At 41.9% G+C, this 16,366-nt stretch carries 15 protein-coding genes; 4 read left to right on the plus strand and 11 right to left on the minus strand.

What is annotated here, in order from left to right; genetic code table 11:
- Window positions 1–34: 34 nt before the first annotated feature.
- Together MHI08_RS13120 and dnaE are read right to left on the minus strand one after the other, a co-directional pair.
- On the minus strand, window positions 35–1,267 hold the full coding sequence (locus tag MHI08_RS13120) for a malic enzyme-like NAD(P)-binding protein (RefSeq protein ID WP_025092260.1): 1,233 nt from the start codon (window positions 1,265–1,267) through the stop codon (window positions 35–37).
- Window positions 1,268–1,408: 141 nt separating this feature from the next.
- Complete coding sequence (gene dnaE, locus MHI08_RS13125) at window positions 1,409–4,744, minus strand: DNA polymerase III subunit alpha (protein WP_342499679.1); 3,336 nt, start codon at window positions 4,742–4,744, stop codon at window positions 1,409–1,411.
- Between the two features lie 137 nt (window positions 4,745–4,881).
- Between dnaE and MHI08_RS13130 the strand changes: the two genes are divergently transcribed.
- The 3 genes from MHI08_RS13130 (at window position 4,882) to MHI08_RS13140 (ending at window position 6,017) form a co-directional block, all read left to right on the plus strand.
- Window positions 4,882–5,223 (plus strand): YtrH family sporulation protein, encoded by a 342-nt coding sequence (locus tag MHI08_RS13130; protein WP_024424798.1) that lies wholly within the window; start codon window positions 4,882–4,884, stop codon window positions 5,221–5,223.
- Window positions 5,220–5,723: a sporulation membrane protein YtrI gene (gene ytrI / locus MHI08_RS13135; RefSeq protein WP_003216226.1), complete on the plus strand. Its 504-nt coding sequence runs from the start codon at window positions 5,220–5,222 to the stop codon at window positions 5,721–5,723. Before MHI08_RS13130 ends, ytrI begins: the two co-directional genes overlap by 4 nt.
- Window positions 5,724–5,831: 108 nt before the next feature.
- The gene (locus tag MHI08_RS13140) at window positions 5,832–6,017 is read left to right on the plus strand and encodes a hypothetical protein (RefSeq protein ID WP_003216400.1); all 186 of its coding nucleotides are present in this window, start codon (window positions 5,832–5,834) and stop codon (window positions 6,015–6,017) included.
- 51 nt (window positions 6,018–6,068) lie between these two features.
- On the opposite strand, the gene MHI08_RS13145 is transcribed toward MHI08_RS13140, so the two are convergent.
- Entirely contained in the window at window positions 6,069–7,010 is a 942-nt protein-coding gene (locus MHI08_RS13145; RefSeq protein WP_024424800.1) for a bifunctional oligoribonuclease/PAP phosphatase NrnA, read from the minus strand.
- Window positions 7,011–7,157: 147 nt separating this feature from the next.
- On the opposite strand from MHI08_RS13145, the gene MHI08_RS13150 reads away from it, so the two are divergent.
- On the plus strand, window positions 7,158–7,460 hold the full coding sequence (locus MHI08_RS13150; RefSeq protein WP_003216665.1) for a YtpI family protein: 303 nt from the start codon (window positions 7,158–7,160) through the stop codon (window positions 7,458–7,460).
- Window positions 7,461–7,497: 37 nt separating this feature from the next.
- On the opposite strand, the gene MHI08_RS13155 is transcribed toward MHI08_RS13150, so the two are convergent.
- From MHI08_RS13155 to MHI08_RS13190, 8 genes are all read right to left on the minus strand, one after another.
- On the minus strand, window positions 7,498–8,820 hold the full coding sequence (locus MHI08_RS13155) for a CBS domain-containing protein (protein WP_024424801.1): 1,323 nt from the start codon (window positions 8,818–8,820) through the stop codon (window positions 7,498–7,500).
- Between the two features lie 148 nt (window positions 8,821–8,968).
- Window positions 8,969–9,652, minus strand: coding sequence for a metal-dependent hydrolase (locus tag MHI08_RS13160; protein ID WP_024426146.1), 684 nt, complete (start codon window positions 9,650–9,652; stop codon window positions 8,969–8,971).
- A 65-nt stretch (window positions 9,653–9,717) separates the two neighbouring features.
- On the minus strand, window positions 9,718–10,473 hold the full coding sequence (locus tag MHI08_RS13165) for an SDR family oxidoreductase (RefSeq protein WP_024426147.1): 756 nt from the start codon (window positions 10,471–10,473) through the stop codon (window positions 9,718–9,720).
- 95 nt (window positions 10,474–10,568) lie between these two features.
- Window positions 10,569–11,474 carry an aminoglycoside phosphotransferase family protein gene (locus MHI08_RS13170; protein WP_163114897.1) on the minus strand — a complete coding sequence of 302 codons (906 nt, stop codon included), beginning with the start codon at window positions 11,472–11,474 and terminating at the stop codon, window positions 10,569–10,571.
- A gap of 118 nt (window positions 11,475–11,592) precedes the next feature.
- Entirely contained in the window at window positions 11,593–12,966 is a 1,374-nt protein-coding gene (gene argH, locus MHI08_RS13175) for an argininosuccinate lyase (RefSeq protein WP_056768171.1), read from the minus strand.
- On the minus strand, window positions 12,963–14,174 hold the full coding sequence (locus tag MHI08_RS13180) for an argininosuccinate synthase (protein ID WP_024424806.1): 1,212 nt from the start codon (window positions 14,172–14,174) through the stop codon (window positions 12,963–12,965). Before MHI08_RS13180 ends, argH begins: the two co-directional genes overlap by 4 nt.
- A gap of 173 nt (window positions 14,175–14,347) precedes the next feature.
- Complete coding sequence (locus MHI08_RS13185; protein WP_056768188.1) at window positions 14,348–14,863, minus strand: MogA/MoaB family molybdenum cofactor biosynthesis protein; 516 nt, start codon at window positions 14,861–14,863, stop codon at window positions 14,348–14,350.
- A gap of 105 nt (window positions 14,864–14,968) precedes the next feature.
- The gene (locus MHI08_RS13190; RefSeq protein WP_024424808.1) at window positions 14,969–16,153 is read right to left on the minus strand and encodes an acetate kinase; all 1,185 of its coding nucleotides are present in this window, start codon (window positions 16,151–16,153) and stop codon (window positions 14,969–14,971) included.
- Window positions 16,154–16,366 lie beyond the last annotated feature (213 nt).

Here is a 16,366-nt window from a genome sequence, read left to right on the forward strand (position 1 = left end):
GTTTCAGAAAGAACGTGCACACTTTTCCAGTTGATTATTCGCCGATAATCGTTAATTTTCTTGTTTTTTCAGCGACAGCTTCTGGGTCGACCTTGATTCTTGCAACGCCAGTTTCCATTGCTGCTTTTGCCACCGCTTTTGCTACCGCTGGTGCTACGCGTGCATCAAATGGTGCAGGGATGACATATTCAGCTGACAATTCTTCATCTGAAACAAGAGACGCAATCGCTTCAACAGCTGCGATTTTCATTTCTTCGTTAATGTGAGTTGCACGTACATCTAATGCTCCGCGGAAAATTCCTGGGAATGCCAGTACGTTGTTCACTTGGTTCGGGAAGTCAGAACGGCCAGTTCCTACAACACTTGCTCCTGCTGCATGTGCATCTTCTGGCATGATCTCTGGATTTGGATTAGCCATAGCAAAGATGACAGGATCTTTTGCCATTTTTCCAACCATTTCTTTTGTTAAAGCGCCTGCTACAGAAACCCCGATAAAGACGTCTGCGCCTTCAATGACCTCTTCTAATGAACCTTCTTTGCGGTCTTGGTTCGTGAATTTAGCTACTTCGTTTTTCACTGCATTCATACCGTTCGGGCGGCCTTCGTAAATTGCGCCTTTCGTATCACACATAATGATATCACGTACACCGAAATGATAAAGAAGCTTGATAATCGCAATTCCTGCTGCTCCGGCGCCGTTTGCCACTACTTTAATTGAAGACATGGATTTTCCAGATAGCTTCAGTGCATTCACAAGTCCTGCTACTGTCACAATCGCTGTTCCGTGCTGATCATCGTGGAAAACTGGAATGTTTGTCTCTTTTTTCAAGCGCTCTTCGATGATAAAGCAGTTAGGCGCTGCAATATCTTCAAGGTTCACACCGCCAAAAGTCGGCTCAAGAAGCTTCACTGTTTCAACGATTTTATCTACATCGTTCGTTGCAAGCGCGATTGGGAAGGCATCTACGCCTGCAAAGCTTTTGAATAATACAGCTTTCCCTTCCATTACTGGAAGAGATGCTTCTGCACCAATATTTCCAAGTCCTAAAACAGCGCTTCCGTCTGTGACAACAGCGACCATATTGCCTTTCATTGTATAATCATACACTTTGCTTGTGTCGTCATAAATATCTTTACATGGTTCTGCAACACCAGGTGAGTAAGCCAAGCTCAAGTCTTTCGCATTTTTCACTTGTACTTTTGATTTTGATTCGAGTTTGCCTTGATTCTCTTTGTGCATATGTAATGCTTCTTCTCTTAATGACATGTGATGAACACTCCTTCAAGTGGAAAATGATTTAATGATTTGCTAAGTTGATAAGCACATACTGGCAGTTTTAAATACACAGAATCTTTAAAATGATAACACAATAGGTGAATTTGTAAAACATATTCAGGCGATTTGTCATCATTTAATCACAACGTTTTGTTCACCGAGCAGCTCTTTTAACTGGAAAATCACAGCATGATCTGCATGAACTTTGTATGCATCTGGAAGTCTCATCGTCTTTTTTTGCTTCTCATAATACAAATAGACATCTGCTTCTCCGCTGTGCATCGAGAGGACTCGTTTTACTTGCTCTAACAGCTCCTGCGTATGATTCTCTTCTTTCACCCGAATGTAGACAGACTCTTTTCTTTTTGTGTCCATCTCTTCAAGTAAAGCAGCTTCTTGCACGATGATTTGGCTGCTGTCATTTCTGACATCTACTCTGCCTTCAACATAAAGCATGGTGCCCTCCTCAAGTAAAGGGGACAGCTTTCTAAATTGCTCTGGAAAGACGACGCCTTCCATTTCTCCCGTTTCATCCCCAAATGTAACAAATGCCATCGATTGTCCATTTTTTGTCCGAATCGATTTCACTTTTGTCAAAAGACCACCCATTGAGATTTTTCGCTTTATATAGGAAGAAAGTCTGATGATTTCCACTGCACCATTCTCTCTTAAGCGGTCTCGATACGCTTGTACTGGGTGATTTGATAAATATAACCCGAGTGCCTCTTTTTCAAATTGCAGGAGGTCAACAAGCGGCATTTCTTCTATCTCCGCATATTTTGGCTTAATGGAGAAAGTTGTATCCCCAAGAAAGTCCAGCTGATCCTCTGGATTTAAAAATGACACGTGATCTAACGCAATATCTATCGATGCTAATAACGAAGCACGATTGGGATAAAATTCATCCATCGCCCCTGAAAAAATGAGCGCTTCAATCGTTTTTCGGTTGACACTCTTTGGTGATACCCTTGCGCAAAAATCAAATAAATCTTCAAACGGCTTTTCCTGTCTTGCTCTGTATATATCCTTTACAGCTGACACTCCGACATTTTTAATCGCTCTTAAGCTGTAGCGGATCTCCCCTTTTTCAACCGTAAATGGAAATTCACTCTTATTAATAGAAGGCTTCAACACAGATATCCCTTTTTCCTTCGCCTCATAGAAATATTGAGCAATTTTGTCTTCATTTCCAATTACACTCGTTAAAAGACCGCACATAAAATATAACGGATAATGCGCTTTTAAATAAGCAAGCTGAAAGCCAATCATGCTATATGCAACAGCATGGCTTCTATTAAAACCATAGTTTGCAAATTTGACGATTAAGTCATAAACGTCATTTGCAATGTTAACAGGATACTCCTTTTTTAGGCATCCTTCAACAAAATGGCTTCGCTCTTCATCAAGGACCTTTTTATCCTTCTTCGAAACAGCTCTTCTTAATAGATCTGCCTCGCCCAGCTGAAATCCAGCCATCTTCGCTGCAATCAGCATGATTTGCTCCTGATAAACGATGACCCCATATGTATCCTTTAATATGTCATACAAATCAGGATGAGGATAAGAGACCTTGACTCTGCCATGCTTTCGGTCGATAAAAAGCGGGATATTTTCCATTGGACCTGGACGATAGAGGGCATTGACCGCCACGATATCTTCTAAACTAGACGGCTTCAGGCGTCTCAGTACCTGACGCATCCCCTGTGATTCAAGCTGAAATATTCCAGTTGTATCTCCCGCGGATAACAATTCAAACGTTTTCTGATCTTCATAAGAAATGTCACTAAAGTTAATGTGGACGTTTTCCTGTCTTTCAATCTGGTTTTTAATGGATTCAATTAATGTTAAGTTTCTGAGCCCTAAGAAATCCATCTTTAAAAGTCCGAGATCTTCTAAATAATTCATGGCATACTGCGTTAAATACACACCTTCATGGCCGTCTTGAATTGGAACGACCTCTGTCAGCGGCTCCTCACTCAGCACAACGCCAGCTGCATGTGTCGAGGTGTGTCTTGGCAAGCCTTCTACCTTTAAAGCAGTTTGGAAGACCTTTCGAAGCTCTTCGGATTGCTGAAGCATCGTTTTTAATTCAGAAGATGCAGTCACGGCTTCTTTCAGCGTCGTTCCTGGCTTTGATGGAATCAGCTTGGCAAGACGGTCCGCTGCCTTTGAATCAATTCCCATCACACGTCCAACATCCCTTAAAGCAGCTTTTGCTGCAAGTGTTCCAAACGTGACAATTTGCGCTACATGCATGTCTCCGTATTTGTCTTTTACATAAGAAATGATTTCATCTCTTCTCGTGTCGGGGAAATCAATATCAATATCTGGCATGCTGATTCGCTCTGGATTTAAGAAGCGCTCAAATAAAAGACCGTGACGGATCGGATCGACATCGGTAATAAACAGAACGTATGCAACAAGTGAACCCGCTGCTGATCCCCGTCCAGGGCCTGTGACAATTCCTTTGTCATGCGCATACTTCATAAAATCCCACACAATGAGAAAATAATCACTGAAATTCATTTTTTGGATAATGCTTAGCTCATATTCAAGCCTTTTAACATACATGTCATTTGAAGCAATCTTTCTTTGCTTCATTCCTTCTGCGCACACTCTGCGTAAAAACTGATCTGCTGTTGATTGATCAGGAGTTGGATAGGATGGGAGTTTTGTCTGTCCAAGATTTAAATCGACTTCACAGCGGTCTGCAATCTCCACCGTTCTTGTCAGCAGCTCTCGATCATCTCTATACCATTCCAACATTTCTTCAAAGGATCTGAAATGCTTTTCTCCTCGGTCTTCCTCTATCTCTGAAAGCTGTTCTCCCGCTTTAATGGCCTTTAAACACGTATAAGCCATTTTGTCTTCTCGATTGATGTAGTGAACATCCCCCGTCGCAACAAGAGGAATGTCTGCACTTTGTGAGACGTCCCGCAGTTTACCGGCGAGCGATTCGTCCTGCTGAAATGGCTGAAGTGAGATATACACATGTCCCTCGCCGAATATATGCTTCAATTGTTTGGCGGCTTCACGTGCTTCTTCTAACTGATCATGCTGCAAAAGCGTTTCAATATACCCAGATGCGCCTGGTGTGATGGCAATGAGCCCGCGGTGATAGCTTTTGAGCCATTTCTCTTTCAGTCCGGCTTTTGATTTTGATTTCAGCACACTGCTGATTTTGATTAGGTTTTGATAGCCTTCATTGTTTTTTGCAAGGAGTACCAAGGGATAAGCCTCTGTCTCTTGTTCATCTATGAAGACAGAAGCTGTTAAACCGATAACCGGCTTGATGCCATGTTTTTTACATTCCTTATAAAATTCAACCGTGCCATACATCACATGGTCATCGGTAAGAGCGAGCGCCTTGCAGCCAAGTTCTTTTGCTTTCAGCACAAGCTCCTTTACTTTAGCTGAACTGCTTAACAAGCTGTATCCACTGTGGACCTGAAGATGAACATAAGACATGCTTAATCCACTCCTTTCGTCTAAAGTCATTCTTTCATTATAAAACGCGATGCGGTGAGAAACAAATGTTCTTTCTTTTCTCTCCGTTCATACTTGTCCAGCACACACCATATATTGAATAGAGTGAGGTGGACAAAATGGATGTGAAGGAAGCTTTTATTCCGAATTTTATCAGCTGTTATTTTATCGCCCTTGGGGTCATTTTGGGTGGTGCTATCATAGGCGGTGTTGGTGCGTATTTATCTGGTCAGCCGCCTTTATCCATTATTACTAGTCTTGCCAACCGTTTGAAAATTTGGGCGCTTGTCGCCGCTATCGGCGGAACATTTGATGCTGTTTATAGCTTTGAACGAGGCATTTTCGAAGGAAACACACGTGATATTTTCAAGCAGATTTTATTAATTATCTCTGCCATGGGCGGTGCACAAACGGGGTATCTCATTATTACGTGGCTCACCCAGGAGCATGTGTCATCATGAGGGTGCCAGAGCTGTATAAACGCCCAGGCTGGCAGCGTTTTTTTGCGGGAATGATGTTTGGTGCGATTGTAAGCTGGCTTATTTTTCTCTTTACATACGGAACCTTTCAGGAAAAGCAAGTCACACTGCTTAGAAGCCAGCAGCATCATATGGACAGTCTGAAAGAACAAATCACACTCTATCGTGAAGATTTGCATAAGTTAAATGAGGATAATAAGAAGCGGCTGCTGATCCAAAGCGTAGATGTTCATCTCGTGAATCGTGAGCAATATAAAATCCCAGAGCCAGATACGCTAAAGTTTGAAGATCAGGTCAAGGAGGATATCTCAGAAGTCATTACAAAGGATATTGAAAGTGTTTATAAAACAAAGGAATTACTAAAACGGACAGTAGAAAATAAAGAATATACCATTCGGGAAAAGGCATACCGCGCGAAAGTGACAGAGCTGACAATTTATACGAAGCTTTCGCTTGAAGTACGTATTTCATTTGCTGAATAAAGAGGTTGTGGAATTTTTATGAATTTCTGCCCTCAATGATCGCTTTTCACGCTTCATTTTTATACACTAAAAGTAGAACGAGATCTTAAATAGAAAGAGGTGAGGACAATGGAGGTTTACAGCTATCGTCAAATGGCACGAGACAAAGCAAGCCGAATCAAAGACGGCATGTGTGCTTATGCTGAGACAGAAATGATGGCTCATTTAATTAAAAAAGAATTAAAGCATCAAAATCTCCAAGCCTATGAAGATTCAACAGACATCGGCTGCTGGTTTATCCCTGTATGCAAGTAACCCTTTTCTCCATGACAAAAAAGAGAGAAGGGACTTCATATCCCTCCTCTCTTATGATGATGATTTACATACTTCTTCTAAATCACGCAAAATCTCATCTGCTACTGCCCAATCATAAATGGACGCACCGGCTGCAAGCGGGTGGCCGCCTCCATGATATTTTTTCGCAATGGTGTTAATGACGACGCCTTTAGAGCGGAATCTCACACGAATCTGATCGTTTTCTTCCACAAAAAAGACCCATGCCTTAATGCCTGCAATATTCCCTAGTGTCCCAACAAGCTGTGAGGCCTGCTGCGCTGTTGTTTGGAACGATTCCAAAATTTCACGCTTAATGAAAACAGATGCAACCCCGTTCTCTGACAAAGAAATATGTTGAAAAATATAGCCATTTAATTTCACGACATTCAAATCTGTCTCATACAATTGATTGAAAAGATCTGAAGATGAAAATGGATATTCGATAAGTTCCCCTGCATATTTGAGTGTCTTTTTCGTTGTGTTTGGGAAAAGGAAGCGGCCTGTGTCTCCTACAATGCCGGCATAGATCAATTCAGCTGCCTTTGTATTCAGCTGATATCCTTCTTCTTTCCCCTCTAAGTACAATTCATAAATCATCTCGCTCACAGAGCTTGCCTCTGTATCCACCCAAAGCAAATCACCATAAGGATCTTCATTCGGGTGATGGTCGATTTTCATCAGCTTATCGCCCATTAAATAGCGCTGATCATCAATTCTTGCTTGATTGGCCGTATCACAGACAATGACAAGGGCCCCTTTATACACGTCATCTGGTACCTCATCGAGTTCATATAAAAATGAAAGGGATGGCTCAGGCGTTCCTGTCGCATAAATATTTTTTTCTGGATAGGTGGCACGCAAGATTTCCGTAAGGCCGCACTGCGATCCATACGCATCAGGATCTGGTCTTACATGTCTATGGATGATGATGGTGTCATATAATGATATGGTTCTAATCAGTTCTTTTTTCATAAAAACTCCTTCTCATGCGATACTCTTTTTATTATTAAATCATAATCTATCGTGACGGAAAAGTGAGGAATAGACAATTTATTCTAGTAAGCAAGCCTATTTACGTTTAAAATAGGGTTGTAACCACTTACAATGGAGGCTTGGCACATGCTTGTTTTGATTGTGTTTATTATTTGTTCTGCCATGTTTTATTTATACTACAAAGCAAAAAATGTCCGTACGAACCGGCCAGTCGAGAAAAAATTCTGGTCGGCGAAATCCAGTATGGCCCTTGGCTGCTTTGTCCTGCTCTTCGGTGTGAATCAATTATTTTTAAACCGCTCGTCACTCGCATTTGTCATCGGATTTATTTTTGTTGCTGTTGGTATCGGCAGTACGTGGGCTGGGTATAAAGCCTACAAGCATTATCTTCCGCTCTTTTTAAAGGAAGGCGAAAAAGATCACGCGTAATAAGGAAAGGGGCGACATGAGTTCGCCCTTTTTATCATTATCCTCTTTCCATCAGCTGCACCATCAGCATCGCTTTGCCTACGATATTCGATTGGTGATAAACCTCCACTTCCAGCTTTCCAAACTTGCGTCCTACTTCTAAAATATTCGGCTTAATCTGGATGGTGGATTCCATTTGGACCGGTTTTAAGAAATAGACAGAGAGACTCTCGACGATCAGTTCGCCCTTTTTATGAGATTTTAAGAAGCGGTTGGCAGATTCGATTAAAATTTGTGTGAACACCCCATATGAAATGTTTCCAAGCTGGTTCGTCATTTGCGGGGTAACCTCGTATTGATAAACCGCATCCGCTTTTGGTTTCTCTGTATCGGCTTCTTTAAATCCTCTTGAGACAACATCATCCAGCTTTTCTCCGACCTGCGGCTGCTTTTGAATCATTTGGAGCGCCTTGAGCACATCCTGACGGCTGATCATACCGATCAGCTTCGCATGATCATCCACAACTGGCAGCACCTCAATGCCTTCCCACACCATCATTTGTGCAGCTGAGGCGACAGATGTCTTGCCAATGACCGTCAGCGGATTTTTCGTCATCACTTTTTCAATCGGTGTGGAGCGGTCATGCCCCGCAATATCCTTTGAGGTGAGGATTCCGTGAATCTTCATTTGATCATCTGCGACCGGGAAACGGCCGTGGCCAGTTTCATAATTCTTTTCATACCATTTTTCAAGCTTATCCTCTGGTGATAAATACACGGTGCGTTCAATCGGCGTTAAAATATCTTCTACAAGCACAATTTCTTTTTTAATTAATTGGTCATAAATGGCTCTGTTAATGAGAGCCGCTACGGTAAATGTATCGTAGCTTGTTGATAAAATCGGCAGCTCCAGCTCATCTGCGAGCTGAATGATTTCATCATCTGTTGAGAATCCGCCTGTGACCAGCACAGCCGCCCCTGCCTCTAATGCCTGCCTATGGGCATTGATCCGGTTTCCGACGATGAGCAGGTTGCCAGCAGCCGTATAGCGCATCATTGCGTCCAGCTCCATCGCTCCGATAACAAATTTATTTAACGTTTTATGTAAGCCGGCGCGTCCTCCAAGGACCTGACCATCAATAACATTGACCACTTCTGCATATGTGAGTTTTTCAATATTTTCTTTTTTCTTTTGTTCAATTCGAATGGTGCCGACTCGTTCAATGGTACTGACGAATCCTTTATTTTCAGCATCTTTTATGGCCCGGTAAGCGGTACCTTCACTCACTTTCATTTCTTTCGCTATGCGCCGGACAGAAATTTTCTCTCCGACATCTAATGAATCAATATACGATAAAATTTGCTCATGCTTTGTCGCCAATCCCGTTCACCCTTTTTGTTTTCAGCGTTTTCATCTATGTTTCATTATAAGGGCAGGAGGCTTTTAATAGCAATTTGTCTTTTCTTTCGGCAGATGAAGGCAAATAAAAAAAGCCGGCATTTGTGTGCCAGCTTTTTTCATATGAGGATTAAATGTCGATTGATTCCCCGCTGTTTAACACATGACCGACGCCGCCATGCAGGCTGTCTGCAAATGCATGAGGATCCTGTTCAATTGGCGGGAATGTGCTGTAGTGAATCGGAACGACCTGTTTTGCCCGCAGCCATTCTGCTGCGATTCTTGCATCTTCCGGTCCCATTGTGAAGTTATCACCAATTGGAAGGAATGCGAGCTCAATATGATTCAGTTCACCGATCAGTTTCATATCTGAAAAGAGTGCAGTGTCTCCTGCATGATAAATTGTTTTACCCTCTGCGGTAAATAAAATACCTGATGGCATCCCTGTATACGTAATTGTCTGTGCCTCTTCATCAATGACAGCTGAACCATGAAACGCTTGCGTGAGCTTCACTTTACCAAATTCAAACTCACGTCCGCCGCCGATATGAAGCGGGTGCGTTTTCACCCCTTGCCAGCTTAAATAAACGGCAAGCTCATTTGGCGCAACGACGAGAGCGTCATTATTTTTAGCAATTTCAATAGTGTCACCAAGGTGATCTCCATGTCCATGTGTCAGTAAAATGACATCCGCTTTCACATCTTGCGGTTTGATCTCTGTGTGCTTATTTCCATTTAAAAATGGGTCAATCCAAATATGATATCCGTTTGTTTCAATGTGTACAACTGAATGTCCATGATATGTAGCTTTCATGTAGTATATCCACCTTTCAATTTTGATCTCATATCATTTATTCCCTCTATAAAAAGCTGAAAAACTTAATGCCTGTGAATCACGTTAAGACCACCTGTTGCTTCAATGACGGTCCCTGTAATGAGATCTGAACGGTCATCACATAGAAATGAAATGATGCGTCCTATATCCTCACCAGTGCCAGACCTGCCTATTGGCGTTTCTTCATCTTTGATTTGGCGGGCTTCCTCTATTGTCGATTCTTTCATGTCTCCAACGATTTTGCCTGGACACACCATATTGGCGGTAATGCCGTTTTCGGCTTCTTCAATCGCAATGGTTTTCGTCAATGACGCAAGGCCCACTTTTGCCGCTCCAAAGGCTGATCTGTGCATCCAGCCTGGCGCATGGTCTGCACCTTGGAAGCCATAAGTGATAATGCGGCCAAAGCCTTGTTTTCTCATCGTTGGGATGACCATTCGGAACAAATGGAATACTGCTGATAGGTTGCCTTCTATCATTTGATACCATTCATCTTCAGAGTAATCCGCCAGTTTTTTTCGTTCAAAAATATAAGGACCGGCATTGTTAATCAAGGCATCAATCCGTCCAAATCGCTCTGCTGCCAGCTCTACCATGTTTTTCAAATCTTCTTTTTTTGTCACATCACCTTGGACAAATTGAAGCTTATCTTCGTACTGGTGTAATTCTTCTTTCATCTGCCGGACAGCTTCATCATCACTTCGATAATTCACTGTCACAGAATACCCCATATTCAGTAAAGACTCGGTAACTTTCCGGCCAAGTCCTTTAGAACCCGCTGTTATTAATGCGTGTCGCACACAATCTCCTCCTAAAGCAAAGGTTGCAAGTTCACGTGTTTCTTTTGTTATCTTTACTTTACTATAAACCGGCATCTGGCGCACTTATGAACCCTTTATCGATATGAGTCAAACAATATAGGGTGATTCATCCACATTTTCAAATCCCATGAGCCATGGATATCGAGCAGCAGAGAAACAAAACGATAGCACTCTCTCACCTCATGAAGATCACGAGGAAGCGGGCAAATCTCTTCATAGCCCAACTGAACATTGCGGGCAGCTTCTTTCGTCAAAAGGTATTCCAATGCAATAAAATCAAACGCAGCTGGTCCATATACGACATATTCTGTATCAACTAAACTAGTCACTTGATCATCTTTTTCAATATATTGAGACGGATCTAAATCAATTAAAATGAGACTTGCTGAATCAGGGGGCTTTAGCTTTTCCATCTTTTGCAGCACAATTTCTGCATAACAGTGAAATTCATGCTGATCAGCGTAATAGCGGCCTATGAGTTTGGATACAGCCTTTTTTAACACAGCATGGAATTCTCTCAAATGCTTCTTTTCAGCTCCGTAGACTGCACCAAAAAAGTCAGTACGATATGAATGAAGATGTGCTAGTTTCCTCCCATAATCCTTATAAAAGTCTGATGAACGTCCCTCAAAAGATGTACAAGGTGTTCCTTCTACTTTTTCCATTACATAAAAATGTCTCCCTGCCTTCTTCACTTTACGAACAACTTCTGGAACATGAAAGGATTTCGCATGAGACAGCTTTTGATTGATTTGATCGATATGCTCTTGTACAGTACGGTCATCTACTCCATAGATCATTTTGATCCCAGACACAAATTCACTTTCTTCTCGTGCAGTTTTAGGAGATTTGACTACATATTCCGTTTTATCTTGTAAGGAGATCAGCCACACATCATTAGCCCGTCCGTTATATTGTTCTCCTAACGTTTTCACTGATTCGATCGGTTGATGAAACAAAGCCTCAAGCGTTTTCTTCATGATCTGCTGTCACTCCCTCTTCTGCTTGGCGACGGTATGCTTTCATTTTCTCCAATATTCATCAATCTCCTTTTTCCATGACAAAAAACCATCCGTATAAACGAATGGTTTTGATAAGTTATGCCAGGCAGGCTTTTGCTTTTTCTAAAGCGAGCTGAATTTGTTTAAATCCAGTTCCGCCTGCACTTGTTCTTTTTTCAACCGCAACATATGGATCAAGAACAGTGTAAATGTCTTGTTCAAAAAGATCGCTTGCTTCTGTGAATGTTTCAAAAGGAAGGTCACTTAAGTAGATACCTTTTTGAATACATGTGTACACAAGCTTGCCAACGATTTCGTGTGCTTCACGGAATGGCATGCCTTTTTTCGCAAGGTAGTCTGCCACTTCTGTCGCATTTGAGAAATCTTCTTTTGTTGCCTTTTTCATGACATCTTCGTTCACTGTCATCGTTTGGATCATTCCTATGAAGATTTGCAGGCTGCCAGCGATGGTTTTCACTGTATCAAACATGCCTTCTTTATCTTCTTGCAGATCTTTGTTATACGTAAGCGGCAAGCCTTTCATAATCGTGAGAAGCCCCATCAGGTTGCCATACACACGGCCTGTTTTCCCGCGGATTAATTCAGCCATATCCGGGTTTTTCTTCTGCGGCATCATGCTGCTGCCTGTTGCATACGTATCATCGAGTTCAATGAATTTGAATTCTTGCGAGCACCATAAAATGATTTCCTCACAAAAACGTGAGAGGTGCATCATCACAAGACTGCTATTAGACAAAAACTCTAAAATGAAGTCCCGGTCACTCACACCATCGAGGCTGTTTTCGTAAATGTGGTCAAAGCCAAGCTGCTCTGCTGTATATTCACGATCAATCGGGAATGTCGTTCCTGCTAACGCTCCGCATCCAAGCGGCGACACGTTAATTCGCTTCAATGAATCTTGAAAGCGCGCTTTGTCACGCTCAAGCATCCAGAAATAGGCAAGCATATGATGGGCAAACGAAATAGGCTGTGCACGCTGCAGGTGCGTATATCCTGGAAAAATCGTTTCAACGTGCTGTTCTGCCTTTTCTACAAGCACCGTTTGAAAGGAAGAGATCAGTTCAATGATATGCTCGACTTGGTTATTCAAATACAAGTGCATATCGGTTGCAACTTGATCATTCCGGCTTCTCGCTGTGTGCAATTTGCCTCCAAGCGGACCAATCTCATCAATGAGCATTTTCTCAAGGTTTAAATGAATGTCCTCATAATCGACTGAGAATTCCAGCTCATCCGCCTCTGCCTTTTTCATGAGCGTATTTAGTCCGTCTTTGATGGCAGCGGCCTCCTCATCGCCGAGGATACCGCATTTATTCAGCATACTTGCATGAGCAAGGGAGCCGGTCAGATCTTCTTTGACTAATTGTTTGTCGAAATGAATGGACGCGCCAAACTCATCGACCCATTTTTCTGGTGTTTTTTGAAATCGGCCTCCCCAAAGCTTTTTCATGCTTTAACCTGCTCCTTTTTATTCACGATGCTGTTTACTTTTGTCGGTAAGCCCCAAAGATTAATAAATCCTACAGCTGCATCATGATCGAATTCATCTGCTTTTGTATAAGTGGCTAGATTTTCATCATAAAGTGAATATGGTGATTTACGTCCTTCTACAATGGCATGACCTTTAAATAGTTTCACACGTACAACACCTGTTACGTTCTGCTGTGTTTCTTGTAAGAATGCATCTAGTGCTTCTTTAAGCGGTGAGAACCATAAGCCGTTGTATATTAATTCAGCCATTTTTTGTTCAACGATTGGTTTAAAGTGAGCGACTTCTTTGACTAGCGTTAAGTCTTCAAGCTCTTTATGCGCTTTTAGAAGTGTGACTGCACCTGGGCATTCGTACACTTCGCGAGATTTGATGCCGACAAGACGGTTTTCAACGTGATCGATTCTGCCAACACCATGCTGACCAGCGACTTCATTTAAATGAAGGATGAGATCAGATAATGAATACTGGATACCGTCAATGGCTGTCGGTTTTCCTTTTTCAAACGTGATTTCAATGATTTCAGGTGTGTCAGGCGTTTTTTCAAGTGGATTTGTCAGATCGTATGCACCTTCTGGCGGCGCAGCCCAAGGATCTTCTAAAATGCCACATTCGTTACTTCTGCCCCAAAGGTTTTGGTCGATTGAATATGGGCTGTCTAAGTTAATCGGAATTGGAATACCGTGTTTTTGTGCATAATCGATTTCTTCATCACGAGACCATTTCCATTCACGCACTGGTGCAAGAACTTCTAAATCTGGATTTAATGCTTTAATGGATACTTCAAAACGAACTTGGTCGTTCCCTTTTCCAGTACATCCATGAGCAACTGCTACTGCATTTTCTTTTTCTGCTACTTCCACTAATTTTTTTGCAATAAGCGGACGGGATAGTGCAGATACTAGTGGATATTTTCCTTCATACATTGTGTGTGCTTGTAATGCAGTGAGTGCAAACTCTTCAGCAAATTCTTCTTTTGCGTCAATCATGTATGATTGAACCGCTCCGACTTGAAGTGCTTTTTGTTGAACGAATGCTAAATCTTTTCCTTCACCTACGTCCAGGCAGCAAGCAACGACTTCGTATCCTTGCTCTTGTAACCATTTAACTGCAACAGAGGTATCAAGACCTCCGGAATATGCTAATACGACTTTTTTATTTTGTGACATGATTGAAAAGCTCCTCTCGCTTGTTTTGATTCTGTGAATGTTTTTTGCATAAAAATAAGTTTTAATTTATAAACATGCATTTAGTATGTATACACTGTAACAAGGAAAAATTGTTTTTTCAACCCCTTTATGAAAAAAACTCTGCCAAATTTTCTTGGCAGAGTCATTTTGGGCTATTTTTGATCCTTTTCAAGCTCTCGTAAGACATGAGGAAGCTCTGGAATCACGAGTTTGGTCATGGCTAAACGAACGGCTCCGGTAGATCCCGGCGTGGCAAAGACAGCCTTTTGATTGACGACCCCTGCCGTTGCCCTGGATAAAATAGCAGCTGAACCTATGTCTTCTGTATAACTGAGCATGCGGAAGATTTCACCAAAGCCAGGCAGTTCCTTGGAAAAAAGAGGAGTGATCGCTTCAATGGTCACATCCCTTGCGGCAATCCCTGTTCCGCCATTTAACAAGACGGCATCTATTTTCGGTTCACTTGTTCCTTCGAGCACAGCGTCTTGAATCGATCCTATATCATCTTTTACAATATCGTATGCAAGAACAAGATGTCCCTGTTCTTTGACCAAATCAATCATCAGACGGCCGCTTTTATCTGTATCTTTCGTTCTTGTATCACTGACCGTAATGACTTTCACATAAAGCCTTTCTTTCGCCTCACGTTTATGTTCTGTCACGCTCATCTTTCGCACCGCTCCCTTTTGCTTCATATTGGACAACATTATAGCATGCTGCTTTCAACAGAAAAAAGCTCTTTTCCTTATTGGAAAAGAGCTTTTCAAACTTGATTACGCTAAACGCATAACGTCTCTTGCAATCATTACTTCTTCGTTTGTAGGGATGACAATCACTTTTACAGGAGAGTGCGGGTAGCTGATGAATGCTTCTTCGCCTCTCATGTTGTTTAAAGAAGGATCCCAGTAAACGCCCATGAATTCTAGACCACGAAGTACACGTGCTCTTACTTCTGAACTGTTTTCACCGATTCCAGCTGTGAAGATGATCGCATCTACGCCATTCATTCTTGCTGCATAAGAACCGATATATTTATGAATACGGCTCGCAAAAATATCAAGAGCAACTTCTGCACGGTCGTTTCCTTCTTCTGTTGCTTCTTCGATATCACGAAGGTCACTTGACAGACCAGACACACCTAAAAGACCACTCTTCTTATTCAAAGTAGAAAGCACTTCTTCAGCAGTATGTCCTGTTTTTTCCATAATAAATGGAATAAGGGCAGGGTCAATGTTACCAGAACGTGTACCCATTGCAACACCTGCAAGTGGTGTAAAGCCCATAGATGTATCGATTGATTTTCCGCCTTCGACTGCTGCAATACTCGCACCATTTCCAAGGTGGCAAGAAATCAGACGAAGCTCTTCTAGCGGACGGCCTAATAGCTCTGCTGCACGCTCTGTAACGAACTTGTGGCTTGTCCCGTGGAATCCGTATTTACGAATACCAAAGTTTTTGTAGTAGTCGTACGGAAGGCTGTATAGGTAAGACTGCTCTGGCATAGTTTGGTGGAATGCTGTATCGAACACAGCAACCGCTGGTACGTCAGGCAGAATTTGTTTGAATGCTTTGATTCCTACAACGTTTGCAGGGTTGTGAAGTGGTGCAAGCTCTGAAAGCTGATCAATGTCATTGATCACTTCATCAGTTAAAAGAACAGAATCGCTGAATTTCTCTCCGCCGTGAACAACGCGGTGTCCTACGCCATCAATTTCATTAAAGTCTTTGATGATGTGAAATTCAGTTAGTTTTTCAAGCAGCATTTTGACCGCTACTGCGTGATCTGGAATATCTGTCACTTCTGTTTTCTTTTCTCCATCTACAGAAATCGTGAAGATACTGTTGTCCATTCCGATTCTTTCAACAAGCCCTTTTGTTAAAACGGTTTCTTCTGGCATGTCGAACAATTGGAATTTAAGAGATGAGCTTCCTGCGTTAATTGCAATAATTTTGGACATTACTGTCGCTCCTTTTACTCAGTTGTTATATAAGGTTTCACGTTTTTTCCGGTGCTATATTCAACCTGTTTGACGGGTCTTTTATAGTTTAACGATAAGTCCGAAAAATATCTGACTTTTTCATTTAAACATTGAAAACTTTGCATTTCAAGTGCACCTTCAAACTGTTATCGCTTACATCAATAAGTCGTTATTTTCTGAATAGTAAAATAT

The organism is Bacillus sp. FSL M7-0791 (assembly GCF_038627085.1).
Lineage (GTDB): Bacteria > Bacillota > Bacilli > Bacillales > Bacillaceae > Bacillus > Bacillus safensis.